Here is an 856-nt window from a genome sequence, read left to right as displayed (position 1 = left end):
TTTAACTCAGTTATAAACTTATCGATGTCATTAAATAAGCGCTGTTGTCTAAGCGGATAGCTTTCAAAACTATTCATTCGTTCACGACCTGCAAGTTGATTGCCATCGTGTAAGCTTATGGTGTTGTAGTAGAGAGCTCTAGGCTGCTGACTTGTGCCTTGTTTATTCAACCAGTCAGAGAGTATATCCGCATCAGAATAAATCGGTTTGCCATCGAAACCATACTGCGCAGCACTAAATTGGCTAAAATCCAGTTTTGGCACAGAAACACCACCGTATTGTCTGATCAAACCTATAAAGTCATCAAAATGCCCATCGTGGTTAAGAGCCACACTGGTTTTATAGCCAAGCTCAGCAAGATTAGTAAATAGCTGACATTGCTCATCAACAGGTTTAAATAGTTGCTCTTGACTTGTTTGCCCACAACTTGCTCGTAATAAACGAATTGCTGCAGGACCACTGTACGACGTTGCTGAGTTAAATTGGCTAAACAAGATATCAAAATCAGCAAATAAGTTACGTGGCTCAACACCGATTGCATTTAAATCAGCCGTTGCTAGAGAGCAAATATTCAGCACAACCACATCAAATGGTTGACCATTAAATACGTCAGGAAACTGGCTTTGTAATAAATTCTGTTGCTGGTAAAAGTCTTGTAACTGTTGATCCGGTGTCTTTTGTTTTGCAGTATCAGAAACTAAAACAGGCACTTGTTTTTTTGTAGTTTGGCTATTGCTTGCAACTTGCGTTGTAACCTCATCACTCGTAACAACCCCACTTAACCAAAACGCATACAAAAAGCCAATTATTGAAATACTGGTGTAACGCAACCACTTAACAGTAAACCAATAAAAAA

1 protein-coding gene is annotated in these 856 nt (G+C 39.1%); it reads right to left on the bottom strand.

All coding sequences use genetic code 11. The annotated features are described in order from the left end of the window. Nucleotides 1-856 (bottom strand): cellulose biosynthesis protein BcsG (bcsG, locus tag HUS61_RS21140; protein ID WP_175083681.1); only part of this gene is annotated, 856 nt, incomplete at both ends.

It is taken from the genome of Pseudoalteromonas sp. 0802, from assembly GCF_013350085.1.
Lineage (GTDB): Bacteria > Pseudomonadota > Gammaproteobacteria > Enterobacterales > Alteromonadaceae > Pseudoalteromonas.
The sequence above is the reverse complement of the archived record's forward strand: the minus strand, read 5'-3'. Positions and strand labels throughout refer to the sequence as shown.